Raw genomic sequence first — 18,979 nt, 5'->3', positions numbered from 1 at the left:
CACTGACCCGTCCTCAAAGATAATGCGGTGGCCGCGCCGAGACGGCGATCCACCCTTGGATGGCCGGGACGGCCCGCTGCCCCCCCCCCTGGCCCTGTTGCTGCCATGACGGCACGCCGGCAATCGGTCATCGATTGTCCGAATGATTTCCAGCAGCCCGGGGACGGTTCTCAGGCAGCGGTGCCCTGCGAGCAGAGCCCCTGCCCTGGGCGGTTCCGACAAGTTCTCCGGTAAAAGTTGATGGCCTGTGCCGTACAACCTTCTTGACGATCCGTTGACCGCTGCTTTTGTCAGGGATTACTGGCCACCGGAACTCCAAACGCCTTCGACGCGCCACCTGTTGGCTTGTTAGGTTCAGCGCCGTTGCCCCTTAGCGCGGTGCCTGATTCACCGCGCGCGACGGCTTGGAGTGTTCGAACTTTGAAGAGATCCCAGGCGCACGCACTGCGTGCGCCTCTCAGGCGTGTCTGGCGGTGGCCGATACCGGTGCTGGCGCTCAGCATGCTGACCGCCGGCCTCACCGCCACCCCCGCCATGGCGGGCGGTTCCGACCTGAAGCGGCCCGGCCTGCAGAAGCTCACCAAGGTCGGCGGAGCCCCCGTCACCGGCAAGCCCGCGGCCGGCCCCGCCGAGTCGCAGAAGAAGGCGTGGAAGGCCTCCGCGCCGAAGGTCGCCTGGCCGAAGGCCGGTTCGGCCGAGGTCGCCCTTCCGGACGCGTCCGCACCGCCGGCCGTCAGCCTGAAGTCGGCGCCCCAGGGGACGGCAGGGGCGTTCGCCCTCGCCCCGTCGAAGGCCCCGGGCAACCCGGTCAAGGCGGGCACGCTGCCGGTCACCTTGGCCGCCCTCCCGGCCGCGGCCGCGGCTGCCGGTCCGAAGTCCGGCGCGAGCAAGCAGAGCCTCTCCGCCGAAGCCGCCCCGGTCACCCCGGTCACCCCGGCCGCCGCCTCGTCGGTGAAGCTGAAGGTCGACCTGCACGACCAGGCGGTCGCGAAGAAGGCCGGCCTCGCCAACAGCCTGCTCATGTCGGTGAAGCGCACCGACGAGGGTAAGACCGCGGCCCCGGTCTCGGTCGAACTCGATTACAACGCCTTCAAGAACGCGTACGGCGGCAGCTGGGGTTCCCGGCTCCGTTTCACCGCCGTTCCCGCCTGTGCCCTGACGACGCCGAACAGGCCCGAGTGCAAGGGCAGCATCCCGGTCAGCACCAAGAACGACCCGGTGACCGGCAAGCTCATCGCCACCTTCACGGCGCCCTCGGCCTCGGCTCCCGCCCAGTCGGCCGTCCCGTCGGACCAGGTCGGCATGAACCTGTCGTCGGCTCCCTCCGCGGTCACCGCGGCTTCGGCCGGCCAGGGCATGATGCTGGCCGCGAGCCCGGGCGCCGACGGCGCGAACGGCACGTTCAAGGCCACCTCGCTGAACCCCTCGGGCGCCTGGCAGGCCGGCGGCTCGGCGGGTGACTTCTCCTGGTCCTACCCGCTGGACATCCCCGCCTCCCTGGGCGGCCCGAGCCCCTCGCTCTCCCTCGGCTACTCCAGCGCCCAGATCGACGGCCGTACCTCGGCCTCCGCGCAGCAGACCTCCTGGGTCGGCGACGGCTGGGACCTGGCCTCGAACTACATCGAGCGGGGCTACGTCCCGTGCAGCCAGGACAAGAAGGCCGGCTCCGGGTTCAACAACCCGAAGGACGACACCGGCGACCTGTGCCACGGCGCGCCGATGGTCACCATGTCGCTGAACGGCGGCTCCACCCAGCTCGTCCTCGACGACACCACGAAGAAGTGGCGCCCGGCGAAGGACGACGGCTCGCGCATCGAGCTGCTCCAGGGCGCCTCGAACGGCGACAAGGAGGGTGACCACTGGCGGTTCACCAACCCCCAGGGCATCCAGTTCTACTTCGGTCTGAACAGGGTCCCGGGCTGGACGACGGGCAAGCCCGTCACCAACTCCACCTGGAACGTCCCGGTCTACGGCAACCAGCCGGGTGAGCCCTGCTACAACGCGACGTTCGCCGACGCGGTGTGCGACCAGGCCTACCGCTGGAACCTCGACTACGTGGTCGACCCCCGCGGCAACGCGATGACCTACTGGTACCAGAAGGAGGTCAACCACTACGGGTCGAACTACAAGATCGCGGGCGGCTCCACCGCCCGGGCGTACGACCGAGCCGGCTGGCTGGACCACATCTCGTACGGTCTGCGCAACGACAACCTGTTCGCCGAGGCCCCGGCCCAGGTGAACTTCGCCGTCGCCGAGCGCTGCCTCGTCACGTCCTCCTTCGACTGCGACCCGGCGAAGCTGAAGCCGGAGGTCGCCTGGGACATCGCGAAGAACTGGCCCGACACCCCCGGTGACCAGCTCTGCGCGGCGGGCGAGGAGTGCAAGGGCCGGTTCACGCCCACCTTCTTCACCCGCAAGCGCCTGACCGAGGTCTCGACCTCCGTCTGGAACGGCACCGAGCGCAAGCCCGTGGACTCCTGGAAGCTGACCCAGGACTTCCCGATGACCGGCGATGGCACGGACTACCCGCTGTGGCTGGGCGAGATCAAGCACACGGGCAAGAACGGCATGGACACGGCGCTGCCGCCGGTGAAGTTCCGCGGCAAGCAGCTGCCCAACCGCGTGGACGGTGCCGCCGACGGCAAGCCGCCGTACCTGCGCTACCGCATCGAGGCTATCGACAGCGAGACCGGCTCGACGATCCTGGCCCACTACAAGGACCCGGAGTGCCGCGCGGCCAACCCGCGCGTCATGCCCACCTCGCCCGAGTCGAACACGCTGCGCTGCTACCCGGTGATCTCCGAGATCCCGGACCCGACCGACCCGCAGCACGAGAAGAAGCTCTACGTCACCGACTGGTTCCACAAGTACGTCGTCGACTGGGTCCAGGAAGAGGACCGCAACGGCAACTCCCCGACGCGGCGCACCGAGTACCAGTTCCTCGGCAACCCGGCGTGGGCGTACGACGACGAGACCGAGATGATGCGTCCCAAGACGCGCACCTGGTCCCAGTGGCGCGGCTACGAGAAGGTACGCACCTTCATCGGCCAGGCCCCCGACAAGCGCTCCATGACGGAGACGCTGTTCTTCCGCGGCCTCGACGGTGACCGCCTCGCGCCCGCGGGCGGCAAGAAGTCGGTCAAGGTCAAGGACTCCGAGGGCAACGAGATCGCGGACCACCGCCTCTACGCCGGCCAGACCCGCGAGGTCCTGGCGTACAACGGCGAGGGCGGCGCGCTCGAAGCGGCCACGACGTACACCCCGTGGCTGTACGGCCCGACGGCTACCCGCGTACGCAAGGGCGCGGTGCCCGAGGAGGACATCGAACCGCAGCAGGCGTTCGTCGAGCAGACGACGAAGGTCAACTCCCGCATCCTCCTGTCGGAGGGCCGCGGCTGGCGCCGTACTGCGATGGAGACCAAGTACGACAACCGGGGCTTCGCCCAGTCGGTGTCGAACCTGGGCGACGTCGCCGACCCGTCGGACGACAGCTGCACCCGCTACGAGTACGACGAGGACCAGACCCGCTGGCTCATCGCCCGCCAGAAGCGGGTGGAGACGGTGGCGAAGGCCTGTGACGCGGCGAACGTACAGCGCCCGGCGGACGTGACGTCCGACGCGCGGATGTACTACGACGCGGCGGGCAACCTGAAGTCCACCGAGTCGCTGTCCGGGTACAACGGGTCCACCCCGGTCTACCAGACGGACGGCAGCGCGACCTTCGACGCTTACGGCCGCATGAAGACCACGACCGATGTCTTCGGCAAGGTCTCGAAGGTCGACTACACCCCGGCCTCGGGTCAGATCGTCACCAAGGTCGTCACCACCAACCCCGCCGGTCACACCCAGACCACGGAGACCGACCAGGGCCGCGGCTCCGTCCTGGCCAAGCAGGACACCAACGGCCGCCGTCAGACCATGCAGTACGACGGCCTCGGCCGGCTGCTGAGGGTCTGGTCGCCGGACCGCGACCCGAACTCCAAGTCCCCGGACGGCGAGTTCTCCTACGACGTCCGCACCGACGGTCCGGTCGTCATCTCCAACAAGAGCCTGCTGGACGACGGTACCTACCGCACCAGCTACGACATCTACGACAGCAGTCTGCGGATCCGCCAGACCCAGATGGAGGCCCTCGCAGGCGGTCGGCTCATCACCGACACCTTCTACAACAGTCTCGGCCAGGTCTGGAAGAGCAACGGCGCCTACTACACGGCCGGCGAACCCTCCGGTGTGCAGTGGGAGCCGAAGGACAACGAGGTCCCGTCCTCGACGATGACCGAGTACGACGGTTCCGGTCGCTCGACCGCTCAGATCTCGCGCAAGTTCGGCCTGGAGACCTCACGTACGACCACCACGTACGGCGGCGACAACATCACCGTCGACCCGCCCAAGGGCGAGACCCCGACCCGGGCCTTCCTTGACGGCGCCGGGCGCAAGACGGAGCTGCGTTTCTTCCACTCGGACTCACCGACCGGCGCGTACGACAAGACGACCTACGCCTACAACCAGCGCGGTGCGCTGGAGTCGGTCGTCAACCAAGCCGGCGACAAGTGGGCCTTCGAGTACGACGTCCGCGGGCGCCAGACCAAGCAGACGGACCCCGACAAGGGCACGTCCACGATGACGTACGGTCAGGGAGACCGACTGGCCACCGTCACCGACGCCCGAGGCAAGACCGTCGCTCCCGAATACGACGGTCTCGGCCGCGTCATCGCCACCCACGAGGGTTCGCTGACGGGTCCGAAGCTGACCTCGACGACGTTCGACTCCCTGCCGGGGGCAGTCGGCCTGCCGGTGGCATCGACCCGCTACGCCAATGGCAACGCCTACACACAGGAGGTCACCGGCTACGACAGCGAGTACCGCCCGACGGGCACGAAGATCACCATCCCCGCGTCGGAAGGAGCCCTCGCCGGTTCGTACAGCTACTCCACCGGCTACCGTCCGAACACCGGCCTGACGGCCTGGACGAGCCAGCCCGCCTTGGGCGGCCTGCCTGCCGAGACGACCACGATGAAGTACAACCACCTGGAACTGCCCACCATCATGGGCGTCCAGGGCAAGACCTTCGTCGGCAAGGTCGACTACTCGCCCATGGGCGACGTCCTGCGCACGGAGACCGGCCCGGCCGGATCCCAGGTCTACTCGACGAACTTCTACGACGAGCAGACCCGCCGCCTCACCCGGACGGTCAACGACAAGGAGCAGGCGCCGAGCCGGATCAACGACACGTCGTTCGACTACGACGCCGTCGGCAACATCCTCAAGGTCACTGACAAAGAGGGTTCGGAGACCGCTCCGACCACCGACGTTCAGTGCTTCGCCTACGACTACCTGCGCCGCATGAACGAGGCGTGGACCGCGACGGACAACTGCGCGGCCCAGCCGGGCGCATCCGGCCCCGGCTCAAAGCCCCAGGTAGGCGGCCCGAGCGCGTACTGGAGCTCCTACAGCTTCGACGCCGCGGGCAACCGCACCAAGGAAGTCCAGCACAACCCGACCGGCGACCTCACCAAGGACGTCACGCGCACCTACACCTACGGCACTCCCGGTCAGGCGGGCGCCAACGGGCTCAAGAAGGTCGACACCACTGGACCGGGCGGCTCCCGCACCGAGTCCTACACCTACGACGAAACGGGCAACACCAAGACCCGCACCATCCAGGGCGACACCCAGAACCTGGAATGGGACGCCTCGGGCCAGCTGGCGAAGGTCACCAAGGGGACCGAGACGACCGACTTCGTCTACGACGCCGGCGGCAACCGCCTGATCAAGCGCGAGCCCTCCGGTACCACGCTGTACCTGCCGGGCACCGAGGTCAAACTCACGGCTGCGGGCAAGCTGGAGAGCACTCGCTACTACGGCCACCCGGCCGGCCCGACCATGGTCAAGACGGCCAAGGACGGCGTGATCTCCACGTCTTACCTCATGAGTGACAAGAACGGGACGGCGTCCACCGCGGTTGACGCCAAGACCATGGCGGTCACCCGCCGCAAGTTCACCCCGTACGGCGAGGTCCGCGGCGCGGCCCCCTCCGTGTGGCCCGGCAAGAAGGGCTTCGTCGGCGGAGAGGTCGACGAGTCCACCGGCCTGGTGCACCTCGGCGCGCGCGAGTACGACCCCGCGACGGGCCGGTTCATCTCGGTCGACCCCGTCGTGGACTACAGCGAGCCCAAGCAGCAGAACCCTTACGTCTACGCGAACAACTCGCCGGTGACGTTCAGCGACCCCAGCGGCCTGTCGATCGCGCCGCCCGTGATGCCGATCAAGGACTTCTCGGAGGCCGAGGCGGCCTGGGCGAACATGATCCAGGGCAAGAGCGCCCTGGACATCGCACTCGAAGTCGCCATGGGCATCCTCAAGGACGCCTCCGGCTACAACGACATCCGCGACTGCCTCGGCGGCGACTGGGGCGCCTGCGCCGGCCTCGCCCTGGATGCGGCACTTCCCTTCGCGGGCCGCGCCAAGCGCATCCTCAAGGCATTGGACCGCGCCTGGGAAGCCTTCAACAGCTGGTCGCACAAACTCGCCCTCGCACGAGACATCCTCAGGCGGATCGAGCGCTACCAGCAGGCCATGGCCAAGTACGCCGAGGACCTCGCCGAGTGGAAACGGCAGATAGAAGAAGCCGCCGAACGCGCGAGAAAACTCGAGGAAGAAGCAGCGGCAGCCCGAAGAAGGGTCCAAGAAGCGGCAGCCGCAGCCGCCAAGAAGGCCGACGAGGCCAAGGCCACGGCGGCCAAGCAGGGCAAATCCTCCGCGACGAAGGCCAAAAAGGCCGACGGCGACGGCAAGGCATCAAAGTCCTCTGAGACGAAGAAGGCCGACGCCCCGAAGAAGTCGTCGGGCAAGGACAGCGACTCCGGAAAGCCGCAGAAGGGCGAGACCTGCAACAGCTTCGTGCCGGGCACGAAGGTTCTGATGGCGGACGGCTCGGCCAAGCCCATCGAGGACGTCGAGATCGGCGACGAGGTTGTCGCCACGAGTGCGGATTCCGGGGCCACCTCGGCCCAGCCGGTCGTCGCGCAGGTCCTCGGCGAGGGCCAGAAGAACCTGGTCGAGATCACGATCGACACCGACGGCGCCGACGGCAGCGCCTCCGAGACGCTGACCGCAACCGACGGACACCCGTTCTGGGCCCCGGCTCTGGACAGTTGGCTGAAGGCCACCGACCTCACGGCCGGCCAGTGGCTCCAGACCTCGTCCGGTACCTGGGTCCAGGTCACCGAGGTCAAGCGCTGGACCCAGCAGAGGAAGGTCCGCAACCTCACCGTTGCCGGCGAGCACACGTACTACGTGCTGGCGGGAGCCACCCCGGTCCTCGTTCACAACTGCTCAGCCACAGTGCAGGAACTGAGCATGGCGAAGCCTGCACATGGCACGACGGATTCACATCTCAAGCCGCTTCGCGATCTCTCCGATGACGATTTCCTGAACGCCGTCAACAATCCGAGCGACGGAGAGTTCATCACTCTCAACGACCTGAACACCGTGGTTCAGGGAAATCACCGCGTTGCGGAACTCGCGCGGCGGGCGGATGACCCGAGCAGCAAAATCCAGTGGACGACGAAGGTCGCCATCAAACGCCACAAGCGAGACATGAGCATGTTCGACGACTTCGACGGAGGCGGTGGAGGGGGCGGAAAGAGCCTGGACGACGTATGGAATAGCCTGGACTGGTGACAAAATCGCCTGATCAGGTCAGTCCGAACGAGTACGGGGTGAGGATTGCCTCGTACGCCGAACTCCTCGAGATCCGCGATGACCCGCGGTGCGTTCACTTGAACGCCCGACTGGATTCCCTGCTCTCCGAAGGACGCATCGATCATGATGGACTCCACGTCTTCATGCCCATGCTGGAGAACGGGTTCCGGGAAGCGGTAGGAGAACGATCGTTCCGGTGCTATCTCTGGTTCCTTGAATCAGGGAAGGCCATACGCTCCTGTGCCCTGATCGACCTACCGGAGAGTCGCCTTCTGGCTCTCCGCCGGCTCGGCCAAAACACTCTGGAGAAGGTGGTTCTGAACCTTCTGGGAGGGTTGCCGATCGAGACGCTACCGTAAGGCCGAAAGCCCCGCCGGAGACATCCGGCGGGGCTTTCGGCCTCTTTGACGACAGTCATCGCCCGCGGAGGAACACTCACCGGCGCCGCAGGTCCGCCACCCTCGCGCGTTCCCGCTCCCCCGGCTGGGGGTCCGGGAGGGGGCCCGCCGTGCGGAGTTGGTGGGCGCCCCGGCGCTGGACCGGCAGCGGGGATTCCCGGCGCGGGCGGCGGCCCGCCATGCCGTCCCCCGTACCGCCCGAGGGCACGGCCCCGGCGATCGTGATCTGGACGCCCTGGTCCGCGAGGGCCTGGAGTTCCGTCGCCGCGCGGTCGTCGTGCGGCGGGGGCTCGTCCGTGACCAGACGGGTCATCACGTCCGTCGGCACCGTCTGGAACATGGTGTCGGTGCCCAGCTTGGTGTGGTCCGCGAGGACCACCACCTCCGCCGCCGCCTGGACCAGGGCCCGGTCCACGCTCGCGCTCAGCATGTTGGACGTGGACAGGCCGCGTTCGGCGGTCAGGCCGCTGCCCGACAGGAAGGCCCGGGAGACCCGCAGCCCCTGGAGGGACTGCTCCGCCCCGCTCCCGACCAGCGCGTAGTTGGAGCCGCGCAGGGTGCCGCCCGTCATCACCACCTCCACCCGGTTGGCGTGCGCCAGGGCCTGGGCGACCAGCAGCGAGTTGGTGACGACGGTGAGTCCGGGCACCCGGGCGAGCCGGCGGGCCAGCTCCTGGGTCGTGGTGCCCGCGCCGACGACGACGGCCTCGCCTTCTTCGACGAGGGAGGCCGCCACGTCGGCGATGGCGGTCTTCTCCGCCGTCGCGAGATGGGACTTTTGCGGGAAGCCGGATTCGCGGGTGAAACCGCCCGGCAAGACCGCACCGCCATGCCGGCGGTCGAGGAGTCCTTCGGCCTCCAGCGCCCGCACGTCCCGCCGTACGGTCACTTCGGAGGTCTGGACGACGCGGGCGAGCTCCCGGAGCGACACCGCTCCGTTGGCCCGCACCATTTCGAGAATCAATTGGCGACGTTCTGCAGCGAACACGAAACTGACAGTAACCCCAACGACCGTCTGGTTTCAGCTCCTTGCGCCGGAATACCGAAGTTGTCCATAAAACAGGGCGACTAGTGGTATACGCGGCGGGTCGGTTGAGTGAACGTCACTCCACGCTCCGGCAGACCGCCCCAAGTCGCCTCTGACGTGGGGCGGTTGCCTCCGTCAGACCTCGCCGGCGGCCTTGCGCGTGTGCAGCTGCCGCGCCACCTCGGCGATCGAACCCGACAGCGAGGGGTACACCGTGAACGCGTTTGCGATCTGCTCGACGGTCAGGTTGTTGTCGACTGCGATCGAGATCGGGTGGATCAGCTCGCTCGCCCGCGGGGAGACCACCACGCCGCCGACCACGATTCCCGTGCCCGGACGGCAGAACAGCTTCACGAACCCGTCCCGGATGCCCTGCATCTTGGCCCGCGCGTTGCGCAGCAGGGGCAGCTTCACGACACGGGCGTCGATCTTGCCGGAGTCCACATCCGCCTGGGTGTAACCGACAGTGGCGATCTCCGGGTCGGTGAACACGTTGGAGGAGACCGTCTTCAGGTTCAGCGGGGCCACCGCGTCGCCGAGGAAGTGGTACATCGCGATGCGCCCCTGCATGGCGGCGACGGAGGCCAGCGCGAAGATCCCGGTCACGTCGCCGGCCGCGTACACGCCGGGCGCGGAGGTGCGGGAGACCTTGTCGGTCCAGATGTGGCCGGACTCCTTGAGCCGGACCCCGGACTCCTCCAGGTTCATGTCCTTGGTGTTCGGGATCGCGCCGACCGCCATCAGGCAGTGCGTGCCGGTGATGACCCGGCCGTCCGACAGCGTGACCTCGACGCGGTCGCCGACCCGCTTGGCGGACTCGGCGCGCGAGCGGCCCACGACGTTCATGCCGCGGCGTCGGAAGACGTCCTCCAGTACGGCCGCCGCGTCCGGGTCCTCGCCGGGCAGCACGCGGTCGCGGGAGGAGATCAGCGTGACCCGGGAGCCGAGGGCCTGGTACGCGCCGGCGAACTCGGCGCCGGTGACTCCGGAGCCGACCACGATGAGCTCCTCGGGGAGCTCGTCGAGGTCGTAGACCTGGGTCCAGTTCAGGATCCGCTCGCCGTCGGGCATGGCGTCGGGGATCTCGCGGGGGTGGCCGCCGGTCGCGATCAGCACGGCGTCGGCCGTCAGGATGGTCTCGGTGCCGTCGGCGGCGGTGACGATGACGTCGCGCGTGCCGTCGATGCCCTGCGGTCCGCCGAGCTTGCCGCGGCCCCGTACGACGCGGGCTCCGGCGCGGGTGACGGAGGCGGTGATGTCGTGCGACTGGGCGAGCGCGAGGCGCTTGACGCGCCGGTTCACCTTGCCGAGGTCCACGCCGACGACGCGCGCGGCCTGCTCGATGTGCGGGGTGTCGTCGGCGACGACGATGCCGAGCTCCTCGTACGACGAGTCGAAGGTCGTCATGACCTCGGCGGTCGCGATGAGGGTCTTGGAGGGTACGCAGTCGGTGAGGACGGACGCGCCACCGAGGCCGTCGCAGTCGACGACGGTCACCTCCGCGCCGAGCTGGGCCCCCACGAGGGCCGCCTCATACCCGCCGGGTCCGCCGCCGATGATCACGATCCGGGTCACGAAAACTCCGCCTCACGTCTACCCGGCCGGCTGCCGCCCCGGCCGGGGCTTCCGGGGTCTCCCCGGGGGATGCATTCCGTGCCCCATTGTCCCGCACGCTTCAAGGTGCTTCTCCCCCGGTCCGGCCATCCGTGGGGGCGGCCGGGCACGCCGCCCGCCCCGCCCCTCCCGTACCCTCGACCTCATGTCGCTCTACGCCGCGTACGCCGGCAACCTCGACCCGCGGCTGATGACGCGCCGCGCTCCGCATTCGCCGCTGCGCGGCACGGGCTGGATCAACGACTGGCGGCTGACCTTCGGCGGCGAGCAGATGGGCTGGGAGGGCGCGCTCGCGACGATCGTCGAGGCCCCGCGCCACCAGGTCTTCGTCGCCCTGTACGACATCGCGCCGCTGGACGAGGACTCCATGGACCGGTGGGAGGGCGTCGGGCTCGACATCTACCGCCGGATGCGGATCCGCGTCCACACGCTGGACGGCGAGGAGCCGGCGTGGTGCTACGTGCTGAACGGCTACGAGGGCGGCCTGCCCTCCGCGCGCTACCTCGGGGAGATCGCCGACGCGGCCGAATCCGCCGGCGCCCCGCACGACTACGTGATGGAACTGCGCAAGCGCCCCTGTTAGGGCAAGCGCCCCTGTTAGGGGATGAACCGCCGGGGGCATTTCGGCGGAAACGACAAGGCAACGATCCGAACACCGTGAGCTGCGCCATCTACGCGCGTAGGCAATGCTCGGCTACGCTCGTCTGCGTGAACGCATCTGTTACCGACCCCTTCGCCGACGCCACCGCCGCAGCCGCCCGCCTGCGTGAGCTGACCGGCGCCGAATCCCACGATGTCGCCCTCGTCATGGGCTCCGGCTGGGCCCCCGCCGCAGAGGCGCTGGGCGCCCCCGAGGCCGAATTCCCCGTCACCGAGCTGCCGGGCTTCCCGCCCGCCGCGGTCCAGGGCCACGGCGGCAAGATCCGCTCGTACAAGATCGGCGACAAGCGCGCCCTGGTCTTCCTCGGCCGGACCCACTACTACGAGGGCCGCGGCGTCGCCGCCGTCGCCCACGGCGTGCGCACCGCCGTCGCCGCCGGCTGCAAGACCGTCGTCCTGACCAACGGCTGCGGCGGCCTGCGCGAGGGCATGAAGCCCGGCCAGCCCGTCCTGATCAGCGACCACCTCAACCTGACGGCCACCTCGCCGATCGTCGGCGCGAACTTCGTGGACCTGACCGACCTGTACTCGCCGCGCCTGCGCGCGATGTGCAAGGAGATCGACGAGACCCTCGAAGAGGGCGTCTACGTCCAGTTCCCCGGCCCGCACTACGAGACCCCGGCCGAGATCAACATGATCCGCGTCATGGGCGCCGACCTGGTCGGCATGTCCACCGTGCTGGAGGCCATCGCCGCCCGTGAGGCCGGCGCCGAGGTGCTCGGCATCTCCCTGGTCACCAACCTGGCGGCGGGCATCTCCGGCGAGCCGCTCAACCACGAAGAGGTGCTCCAGGCCGGCCGCGACTCGGCCGCGCGCATGGGCAAGCTGCTGACGCAGGTCCTCGCCCGCATCTGAGCCGGCACCCGGGGCATCGGAACCGTACGAGAGACAAGGCGGAAGCAGCAGTGGCAGTGCAGGAACAGGACGACCTGATCACCCGGGCGCGTGCCTGGCTGGCGGAGGACCCGGACCCGGAGACCGCGGCGGAACTCGCCGGGATCATCGAGGCCGGGGACCTCACCGAACTCGCGGACCGGTTCTCCGGCACCCTGCAGTTCGGCACGGCCGGGCTGCGCGGTGAGATCGGCGCGGGTCCGATGCGGATGAACCGCTCCGTGGTCATCCGGGCGGCGGCGGGCCTCGCGGCCTACCTCAAGGCCCAGGGCCACGCCGGCGGCCTGGTCGTCGTCGGCTACGACGCGCGGTACAAGTCCGCGGACTTCGCCCGCGACACCGCCGCCGTGATGACCGGCGCCGGCCTGCGCGCGGCCGTCCTGCCCCGACCGCTGCCGACGCCGGTCCTCGCGTACGCCATACGGCACCTGGGCGCCGTCGCCGGCGTCGAGGTGACCGCGAGCCACAACCCGCCCCGGGACAACGGCTACAAGGTCTACCTCGGCGACGGCTCGCAGATCGTGTCCCCGGCGGACGTCGAGATCGCGGCGGAGATCGGGCGCGTGGAGACCCTCGCCTCGGTCCCCCGTCCGGAGTCCGGCTGGGAGGACCTCGGCGACGAGGTGCTGGAGGCCTACCTGGCCCGTACGGACGCGGTCCTGACCCCGGGCTCCCCCCGGGGCGTGCGGACCGTCTACACGGCCATGCACGGCGTCGGCAAGGACGTCGTCCTGGCGGCCTTCGCCCGGGCCGGCTTCCCGGAGCCGGTGCTGGTCGCCGAGCAGGCGGAGCCGGACCCGGCCTTCCCGACGGTGGCCTTCCCGAACCCGGAGGAGCCGGGCGCGATGGACCTGGCCTTCGCCAGGGCCGCCGAGGTCCAGCCCGACATCGTGATCGCGAACGACCCGGACGCCGACCGGTGCGCGGTGGCCGTCCCCACCGCGGACGGCTGGCGGATGCTCCGCGGGGACGAGGTCGGCGCGCTGCTGGCGGCCCACCTGGTCCACAAGGGCGCGACGGGCGTCTTCGCCGAGTCCATCGTCTCGTCCTCCCTCCTGGGGCGGATCGCGGAGGCGGCGGGCGTCGGCTACGAGGAGACCCTGACGGGCTTCAAGTGGATCGCCCGCGTCGAGGGCCTGCGGTACGGCTACGAGGAGGCGCTCGGCTACTGCGTGGACCCCGAGGGGGTCCGCGACAAGGACGGCATCACGGCCGCCCTGCTGGTGGCGGAGCTGGCCTCGGAGCTCAAGGAGCAGGGCCGTACGCTGACCGACCTGCTGGACGACCTGGCGATGGCCCACGGCCTGCACCACACCGACCAGCTGTCGGTCCGCGTGGAGGACCTGTCGGTCATCGCCGACGCGATGGCCGCGCTGCGGGCGGAGCCGCCGACCTCCCTGGCGGGCCTGCGGGTCGCCTCCGCGGAGGACCTGACGCGGGGCACCGGGACGCTGCCGCCGACGGACGGCCTGCGCTACTACCTGGAGGGCGACTTCAAGGCCCGGGTGATCGTGCGCCCGTCGGGCACGGAGCCGAAGCTGAAGTGCTACCTGGAGGTCGTGGTCCCGGTGGCCGAGGCCAGCGACCTGGCGGCGGCCCGCGTCCGCGGCCAGGAGGTCCTGGACGCGATCAAGAAGGACCTGTCGGCGGCCGCCGGCATCTGACCCGGCACGCGCCTCTCGCGCCTCTGCACCGGATTCCGTCCATCGGGTGCAGTCCAAGGGCTTCGGCCCGTGCCCGGCCCCCTGAGCCTCGGCTCGGGGGCCGTCGGCGTTGCCGAGGGGATTGGGGGGCGACATCGGGAGCGGTTTGCCTGAACGAAGCGGCGATCAACGCGCCCTGCGGCGTGCCCGAGCGCGCCGGATCGCCACGCGCTTCTCTCGTCCCGGCGCCAGCCGGTCGGTCGCCTGCTGGTCAGCCGAGGTCGAGCAGCATGACGTCGTGCGGGGGTGCCCCGGCCCACGGGTGTGCATCGCCGACCTTGCGGTAGCCCCATGCGCGATACGCGGCCACGGCCGCATTGCTGTCCGGGTGGGCGTTGAGCAGGACCCGTTCGGCGTCGACGGCGGCGAGCAGGGTTTCGTGCCGACGGCGGGCGACGCCCTGTCGACGCCAGGCGGCGCGCACGGCGAGTTCCATCAAGCCGAAGGGTCGGCGGCCGTCCTCGCGGCGCATCTCCTCCGGCCCCGGCTCGGTGAGTTGGTCCCACCAACCCGTCTGCAGGCCGAGGGGGTACCCGTATGCCATGCCCACCGGCTGGCCGCCTTCAGCTGTCGCCAGGCATCCGAGGAATGTGCTCTTGCGGGTCTGGGCCCGGAAGCGACGGAAGGCTGCTGACGCCGCCGCCTCGGTTTCGGCATAGGGCGGTTCGGCGAACACCTCGGCGTAGACCAGGCGGAAGGCGCCCTCTTCCTTCGCCGCGGCCGAGCCGTCGAGCCGTTCGACGCTGATCTGCGACCGATTCATCCCGGGCTCTTTCCAAGGGTCTCATAAATGCGCGCCACGCAGTCGCGGGCATTCCGACTGGCGACCGCGGATGCCGACCGCTGAAAGTCGCACACCTTTCCCAGCAAGCGGGGAGAGGCGATCCCACCCCATGTGTCCAGTACGCCGTCCACCTCAGCACACGCTTCTTCAACCTCTCCGGCCGCGAGCAGGGCGTCGGCCAACCTGACCCTGTGGGAGGCACTGTTCCGGACCAGACCTCCGCCGATGCCGTGCACGGCGGCCCGGAGGAAGGGCACTGCTCGCTGCGGCTGGTTCGCCTTCATGTACATGTCGGCCGTGGCGTAGTCGACTTCGAACGGGCCGGCGAACCTGGCCCAATCGGGTACCTCGTCGTCACGCTCCCTACCCGACCCGGCGTGCCGTGGTCCCGCCTACCCCCGCCCCGGCCCGCACCCGCCGGTCGGAGGCCGGCGCAGTGGCGCGCAGCCGGGGAGGCCCGCCAGGGCCGAGCCGCGCGAGTGGCACGTCAAGAAGAGGTCGGGGTCGGGCGGACCAGTTCGCCCAGCGTGGGGACCGACTCCGGGCGGGAGCGGACCGCTTCCGTGCACTCCCAGGCCCGCGGCGGATCCGCGTCGGGGCCGCCCAGGACCACCGGGCCCGGGCCCGCCGAGACGGCCTCGCTGCCGGCCAGCGTGCACACCACCTGCGACAGCGCCACCGGCGGCAGGTCCTCCGGCTTGCGGCTGATGCGTATCGTCCCCGCCGGGTCCCCGGGCCGGGCCGGCGCGACCGTCAGCCCGCCCGGCACCGCGGTCGTGAACCCCGCGTCCCGCTCCTGCGCCGACGGCTCCCGCTCCAGTGCCTCCAGCAGCGCCTCGGCGACCAGTGCCACGGGGTCGCGTACCGGCTTCTTCTCCGGTACGGGCACCACCCGCTCCACGCCGACCAGCTGCGATCCGCACACCAGCTCCACCGTGGCCCGGAAGCCCTGCACCTCGGCCTGCGGCTGCGGCGTATCGCACGACACCCGCGAGGGCGCCGCGCCGACGTCCACCGGCACCGTCGTCGCCCTGATCCCGCACGCCGAGGTCAGCAGCACGAGGAGTACCGCCCCGGCCCTGCGCGTCCTACGCGTCCGCTTCACCGGCGATCACCTTCCCCACGTCCATCGGCAGCCGCAGCGTGAACAGCGCGCCGCCCTGCGGCCCGTTGGCCGCCGTGATCTCGCCCCCGTGGATGTGCGCGTTCTCCACGGCGATCGACAGGCCCAGCCCGCTGCCGTCCGACTTCGGCCGCGAGGCGCTCGCCTTGTAGAACCGGTCGAAGACGTGCGGCAGCACCTCCTGCGGGATGCCCGGCCCGTTGTCCTGGACCGCGATCACCAGCCACGCGCCCTCGACGACCACCGACACCCGCACCGGCGAGCCGCCGTGCTTGAGCGCGTTGCCGATCAGGTTGGCCAGGATGACGTCGAGCCGGCGCGGGTCGAGCCGCGCCACGATGCCCCGCTCCGCGTCCAGTTCGACCGCGTCGAGCCAGGCCCGCGCGTCGATGCACGCCGTCACCTGGTCGGCGACGTCCACGTCGTCCAGGACCAGCTTGGCCGTCCCCGCGTCGAAGCGGGTGACCTCCATCAGGTTCTCCACGAGGATGTTCAGCCGCCGGGTCTCGCTGACCACCAGGCCCACCGCCGGTGCGATCATCGGATCGAGGTACTCGACCTCCTCCTCCAGCACCTCGGCGACCGCCGTCAGCGCCGTCAGCGGAGTGCGCAGTTCGTGCGACATGTCCGCGACGAAGCGCCGACTGGCCTCCTCGCGGGCGCTCATGTCGGCGACCTTCTTCTCCAGCGCCTCCGCCGTCTTGTTGAACGTGTGCGAGAGGTCGGCCAGTTCGTCCGTACCCGACACCTCCAGCCGGTGGTCCAGCTCGCCCTCGCCGAGCCGCCGCGCGGCGTCGCCCAGCCGCTGCACCGGCTTGAGCACGGTCCGGGCGGCCGCCTGCGCCAGCAGCGCGGACCCGAGCAGCGCGAGGCCCGTCGCGATGGTCAGCGACCAGCCGAGCGCGTTCAGGTCGTCCCGCTCCTGGGCCAGCGACTTGTACATGTAGCCGGTCGGCCCGCCGCCCACGATCCGCGTCCCGCCGACCAGGTACGGATTGCCGCGCGGCTTCGTGCGCTGCCAGTACACGTGGTACTCGGAGTCGTTCGCGGCCGTCGCCTTCTGCCGGTCGTTCACCGCGCGCTGGAGCGAGGCGGGTACGTCGTCCAGCCCGAAGGAGTCGGGACCGGCCGCGCCGAACACCTTGCGGCCGTCCTTGCGTTCGTCGACCAGCAGCACGCTGTAGCCGGGACTGCTGCCCGCCATCAGCTCGGCGGTGCGCTGCATCTCCTCGGGCGTCGGGTCGGCGGGCAGCGCCGCGGCCCGGTTCTGCATCTCCTGGCGGAAGTCGCCGAGGGCCGCGTCCTGGGTACGCGTGAGCACGGCCTCGCGGTTGAGCCAGTACGCGATCCCGGACGCGGACACGGCGGCCACCAGCGCGACCAGGGAGAACACCATCAGGAGCCGCAGCCGCAGGCTGGTCCAGCGCCGGCCCGCGAACAGGGCTTTGATCACTGCGGCGAGTCCAGCCGGTAGCCGACGCCCCGCACGGTCCGGATGAGGGTGGGTGAGGACGGTACTTCCTCGACCTTGGCCCGCAGCCGCTGCACGCAGGCGTCCACCAGGCGCGAGTCGCCGAGGTAGTCGTGCTCCCAGACCAGGCGCAGCAGTTGCTGGCGCGAGAGCGCCTGGCCCGGCCGGCGGCTGAGCTCCAGCAGCAGCCGCAGCTCGGTCGGCGTGAGCTGGAGGTCCTCGCCGTTCTTGGTGACCGTCATCGCGGCCCGGTCGATGACCAGGGAGCCGAACATGGCGGAGTCGCTGGCCTCCCGTTCCCCGCGGCGCAGGACGGCCCGGATCCGGGCGTCGAGCACCCGGCCCTGGACGGGCTTGACGACGTAGTCGTCGGCTCCCGACTCCAGACCCACGACGACATCGATGTCGTCGCTGCGGGCGGTCAGCAGGATGATCGGCAGCTGATCGGTGCGGCGGATCCGCCGGCACACCTCGAAGCCGTCGATCCCGGGCAGCATGACGTCCAGGACGATCAGGTCCGGCCGCTGCTCGCGCAGCAGTTTCAGGCCGTCCTCTCCCGTCGCCGCGGTGGCCACACGGTGGCCCTGGCGAGACAGGGAGAGTTCGAGGGCCGTGCGGATGGCGTCGTCGTCCTCGATCAGCAACAGGAAAGGCACGGGCTCATTCTGTCCCATCGACCGTTCGGAGTTCGACCGTCGGGTCCAAGCGGTCGCACGGGGGGACCCGCGGAAGTCGCTGTGACAGGCCTGTGACAGTCGGCGGACACCCCGGTTAAGTCGGCCGGGCAGTCTTCTACCAACGAAACCGAGCAGGATCCGAAGCAGACTCCACGACGGGGGGCGCGAGATGAACACGCTGCACAGCACCACCACCAGCGCGGTTGTCACGCGGCTGCACGATGCGAACCGCCGGGCAGGTGTCCGTTCGGTGACGGTCGCTCGTCCGCGGCCGGCGCACACGGTGGCCATCGACGCGAACACGTACCAGAGCGCCTCCGCCGTCCCGGTGCAGCCCACGCCCGAACTCTCCGCCACCTCGGAGGCCGAGTTCACGGCGTACGTACGGGAGCGGCGGGCCGCCCTCTACGCGACGGCCTTCCACCTGACCGGTGACCGTTACGAAGCCGAGGACCTGCTCCAGAGCGCGCTGTTCTCCACGTACCGCGCCTGGGACCGGATCAGCGACAAGGCCGCCGTCGGCGGGTACCTGCGCCGCACGATGACGAACCTGCACATCAGCGCGTGGCGGCGGCGCAAGCTCAACGAGTACCCGACGGAGGAACTGCCGGAGACGGCCTCCGACACGGACGCGATGCGGGGTACGGAGCTGCGCGCGGTGCTGTGGCAGGCGCTGGCCCGCATCCCGGAGCCGCAGCGCACGATGCTGGTGCTGCGGTACTACGAGGGCCGCACGGACCCGGAGATCGCCGAGATCCTGGGCATCAGCGTCGGCACGGTGAAGTCGAGCATCTGGCGGTCGCTGCGGCGGCTGCGGGACGACGAGGTGCTGAGCTTCGGCCGTGACGAGGCGGAGTCCTTCGAGGAGCTCGTCGCGTAAGCGGCGCGGTGCCGCGGAACGCGGCACCCCACAGACCATGGGCC

General features: G+C 70.0%; 12 protein-coding genes and 1 pseudogene. 6 read left to right on the top strand and 7 right to left on the bottom strand.

The features are described 5' to 3' along the window. Nucleotides 1-501: 501 nt before the first annotated feature. Nucleotides 502-7,683, top strand: coding sequence for an RHS repeat-associated core domain-containing protein (locus tag ACS04_RS08115; RefSeq protein WP_158977218.1), 7,182 nt, complete (start codon nt 502-504; stop codon nt 7,681-7,683). Next, a complete protein-coding gene (locus tag ACS04_RS08110; protein ID WP_158977215.1) occupies nt 7,680-8,063 on the top strand; it encodes a hypothetical protein in 384 nt (127 codons plus the stop codon). Before ACS04_RS08115 ends, ACS04_RS08110 begins: the two co-directional genes overlap by 4 nt. A gap of 76 nt (nt 8,064-8,139) precedes the next feature. Here ACS04_RS08110 and ACS04_RS08105 read toward each other — a convergent pair whose 3' ends face one another. After that, nucleotides 8,140-9,090, bottom strand: a complete 951-nt coding sequence (locus tag ACS04_RS08105; protein WP_078864542.1) for a DeoR/GlpR family DNA-binding transcription regulator — start codon at nt 9,088-9,090, stop codon at nt 8,140-8,142. Between the two features lie 174 nt (nt 9,091-9,264). After that, nucleotides 9,265-10,704: an NAD(P)H-quinone dehydrogenase gene (locus tag ACS04_RS08100; protein WP_048475853.1), complete on the bottom strand. Its 1,440-nt coding sequence runs from the start codon at nt 10,702-10,704 to the stop codon at nt 9,265-9,267. Nucleotides 10,705-10,888: 184 nt separating this feature from the next. Here ACS04_RS08100 and ACS04_RS08095 point away from each other — a divergent pair, with 184 nt between their 5' ends. The 3 genes from ACS04_RS08095 (at nt 10,889) to ACS04_RS08085 (ending at nt 13,961) form a co-directional block, all read left to right on the top strand. Beyond that, the gene (locus tag ACS04_RS08095; RefSeq protein ID WP_030865395.1) at nt 10,889-11,326 is read left to right on the top strand and encodes a gamma-glutamylcyclotransferase family protein; all 438 of its coding nucleotides are present in this window, start codon (nt 10,889-10,891) and stop codon (nt 11,324-11,326) included. Nucleotides 11,327-11,451: 125 nt separating this feature from the next. Then, the gene (locus ACS04_RS08090; RefSeq protein ID WP_048475852.1) at nt 11,452-12,258 is read left to right on the top strand and encodes a purine-nucleoside phosphorylase; all 807 of its coding nucleotides are present in this window, start codon (nt 11,452-11,454) and stop codon (nt 12,256-12,258) included. Between the two features lie 56 nt (nt 12,259-12,314). Then, nucleotides 12,315-13,961 (top strand): phospho-sugar mutase, encoded by a 1,647-nt coding sequence (locus ACS04_RS08085; RefSeq protein ID WP_048475851.1) that lies wholly within the window; start codon nt 12,315-12,317, stop codon nt 13,959-13,961. Nucleotides 13,962-14,211: 250 nt separating this feature from the next. Here the strand turns inward: ACS04_RS08085 and ACS04_RS08080 are convergent, their stop codons facing one another. The 5 genes and pseudogenes from ACS04_RS08080 to afsQ1 form a co-directional block, all read right to left on the bottom strand. After that, on the bottom strand, nt 14,212-14,763 hold the full coding sequence (locus ACS04_RS08080) for a GNAT family N-acetyltransferase (RefSeq protein WP_048475850.1): 552 nt from the start codon (nt 14,761-14,763) through the stop codon (nt 14,212-14,214). Then, nucleotides 14,760-15,140 (bottom strand): annotated as a pseudogene (locus ACS04_RS40600) (NsdA family TPR-like regulatory protein); the annotation flags it as partial. The pseudogene ACS04_RS40600 and the gene ACS04_RS08080, both read right to left, overlap by 4 nt. A gap of 131 nt (nt 15,141-15,271) precedes the next feature. Next, entirely contained in the window at nt 15,272-15,889 is a 618-nt protein-coding gene (locus tag ACS04_RS08075; RefSeq protein ID WP_048475849.1) for a hypothetical protein, read from the bottom strand. Further along, nucleotides 15,873-17,303, bottom strand: coding sequence for a sensor histidine kinase (locus ACS04_RS08070; protein WP_245236324.1), 1,431 nt, complete (start codon nt 17,301-17,303; stop codon nt 15,873-15,875). The genes ACS04_RS08075 and ACS04_RS08070 overlap by 17 nt, the downstream gene beginning before the upstream one ends. Before the next feature lie 53 nt (nt 17,304-17,356). Then, nucleotides 17,357-18,034 (bottom strand): two-component system response regulator AfsQ1, encoded by a 678-nt coding sequence (gene afsQ1, locus ACS04_RS08065; protein ID WP_199813692.1) that lies wholly within the window; start codon nt 18,032-18,034, stop codon nt 17,357-17,359. 190 nt (nt 18,035-18,224) lie between these two features. Here afsQ1 and ACS04_RS08060 point away from each other — a divergent pair, with 190 nt between their 5' ends. Continuing rightward, nucleotides 18,225-18,935 carry a SigE family RNA polymerase sigma factor gene (locus ACS04_RS08060; RefSeq protein ID WP_048475847.1) on the top strand — a complete coding sequence of 237 codons (711 nt, stop codon included), beginning with the start codon at nt 18,225-18,227 and terminating at the stop codon, nt 18,933-18,935. The last annotated feature ends 44 nt before the right edge of the window (nt 18,936-18,979 follow it).

The sequence above is a fragment of the Streptomyces roseus genome (assembly GCF_001044425.1).
Lineage (GTDB): Bacteria > Actinomycetota > Actinomycetes > Streptomycetales > Streptomycetaceae > Streptomyces > Streptomyces roseus.
Note: the sequence above shows the minus strand (reverse complement) of the source record. Positions and strands in the feature narration are given on the sequence as shown.